Consider the following 1,204-nt stretch of genomic DNA (forward strand, 5'->3'; position numbering starts at 1 on the left):
GCAGATGATTGTCTTAGAACAACTAAGCTTAGGGTTGATCTCAGATGATGAAGCGTGCCTGCAACTGACAGGTTCCTTGGCCCCTCCTGGTATGAAACCGCTATCAGGCACAATGTTTAAACAGCCTAATGCCCAAGTTTCAACCAACAATCCGACGAATAGTGGGAGCACGCTGAATCAAAACTTAGCACCGACCACACCTACTACTGGTCGCGGTCAAAATAGAAAAGCAGAATCCAACCATAACGTAGAAACGTAGTAATTGCGAATGTTAACTCAATAAGAATATTAGAAGCTATAATGGATCAAACAATCATAAACGCAGTAATTGGTGGATTTGGAGCAGCCCTAGCCTTTATCCTTAAAGTAGTATGGGAGGGTTTGAGGGAATTGCAGAAGGCAGATGTGGAACTTGCCTCTAAGTTAAGTGAAGTGCAATTGCTGGTAGCAGGAAACTATGTTAAAAGAGAAGACCTTGAATCAAGCGTGAAGGCGTTGTTTGCAAAGCTTGATAAAATCGAGGACAAGCTAGACAAGAAAGCAGACAGGCTTTAATTAAGTTATATAGCAGTTAGTAAGCCCTGTCAAAGCTGGATAGTAAAGCAGATAGTAAAGCAGATCGTATTAAAAAATCTTATTATCTGGAGTAATCCATGTATATAGACAATAAGCAAAGTAGTTTTGATGTAACCGCTTATTTTAAAGGTTTGTTAGGGTCTGTGGTAAGATTTGGTGAGTCAGCAATACATGGAAAATCTGCAAAGGATAATCAGTATGCTGGTTGGGGTGTAAACTATATGGGCCAAGGTAAGGACCCAAACACTAGGAAATCATAATGGCACTTGTACGTGGACAACCTCAATTCAATATTGAGACAAATGATAAGAGAAGTATCGGCTATGAGGCTGGCAGTAGACGGGTAGCAATTGCCAGTGTGGACACTATTGGAGCTATTCAAGCTGAGCTAAGCTCCTCAGTGGAAGCTTCTAGGTCAGCCACGCTGGATGATGTGGGTGATCTCCTAGTATGTAACTCGTCTAGTGCCATTGTAATTACCATCAACTCTGATGCTACAGTAGGGTGGAGCGGGGCAGTGTCAATTGTGGCGTACCGGGATGGGGCAGGTGCGGTTACATTTGCAGCCGGATCAGGAGTCAATATTCGAGGCGACCTTTCTACCCCTGCTCAGTATGGATTCAAAGGT

Annotated in this window: 3 protein-coding genes and 1 pseudogene; all 4 read left to right on the forward strand. The window is 43.1% G+C overall.

Translation table 11 applies throughout. The features are described from left to right. The coding region (locus CAPSK01_RS23665) for a hypothetical protein (RefSeq protein ID WP_273703944.1) at positions 1-259 on the forward strand (259 nt) is incomplete at its 5' end. Positions 260-300: 41 nt separating this feature from the next. After that, the gene (locus CAPSK01_RS17255; protein ID WP_273703945.1) at positions 301-555 is read left to right on the forward strand and encodes a hypothetical protein; all 255 of its coding nucleotides are present in this window, start codon (positions 301-303) and stop codon (positions 553-555) included. A gap of 98 nt (positions 556-653) precedes the next feature. Continuing rightward, positions 654-836: a hypothetical protein gene (locus CAPSK01_RS23670; protein ID WP_273703946.1), complete on the forward strand. Its 183-nt coding sequence runs from the start codon at positions 654-656 to the stop codon at positions 834-836. Then, a pseudogene (locus tag CAPSK01_RS17260) lies at positions 836-1,204 on the forward strand (hypothetical protein); the annotation flags it as partial. The gene CAPSK01_RS23670 and the pseudogene CAPSK01_RS17260, both read left to right, overlap by 1 nt.

Origin of the sequence: Candidatus Accumulibacter vicinus, assembly GCF_000584955.1 — a bacterium.
Classification (GTDB): domain Bacteria; phylum Pseudomonadota; class Gammaproteobacteria; order Burkholderiales; family Rhodocyclaceae; genus Accumulibacter; species Accumulibacter vicinus.

Bases quoted from the DNA above. Each gene is read 5' to 3' on its own strand.
- CAPSK01_RS17255 (WP_273703945.1), top strand. From the start codon at position 301: ATGGATCAAACAATCATAAACGCAGTAATTGGTGGATTTGGAGCAGCC.
- CAPSK01_RS23670 (WP_273703946.1), top strand. From the start codon at position 654: ATGTATATAGACAATAAGCAAAGTAGTTTTGATGTAACCGCTTATTTT.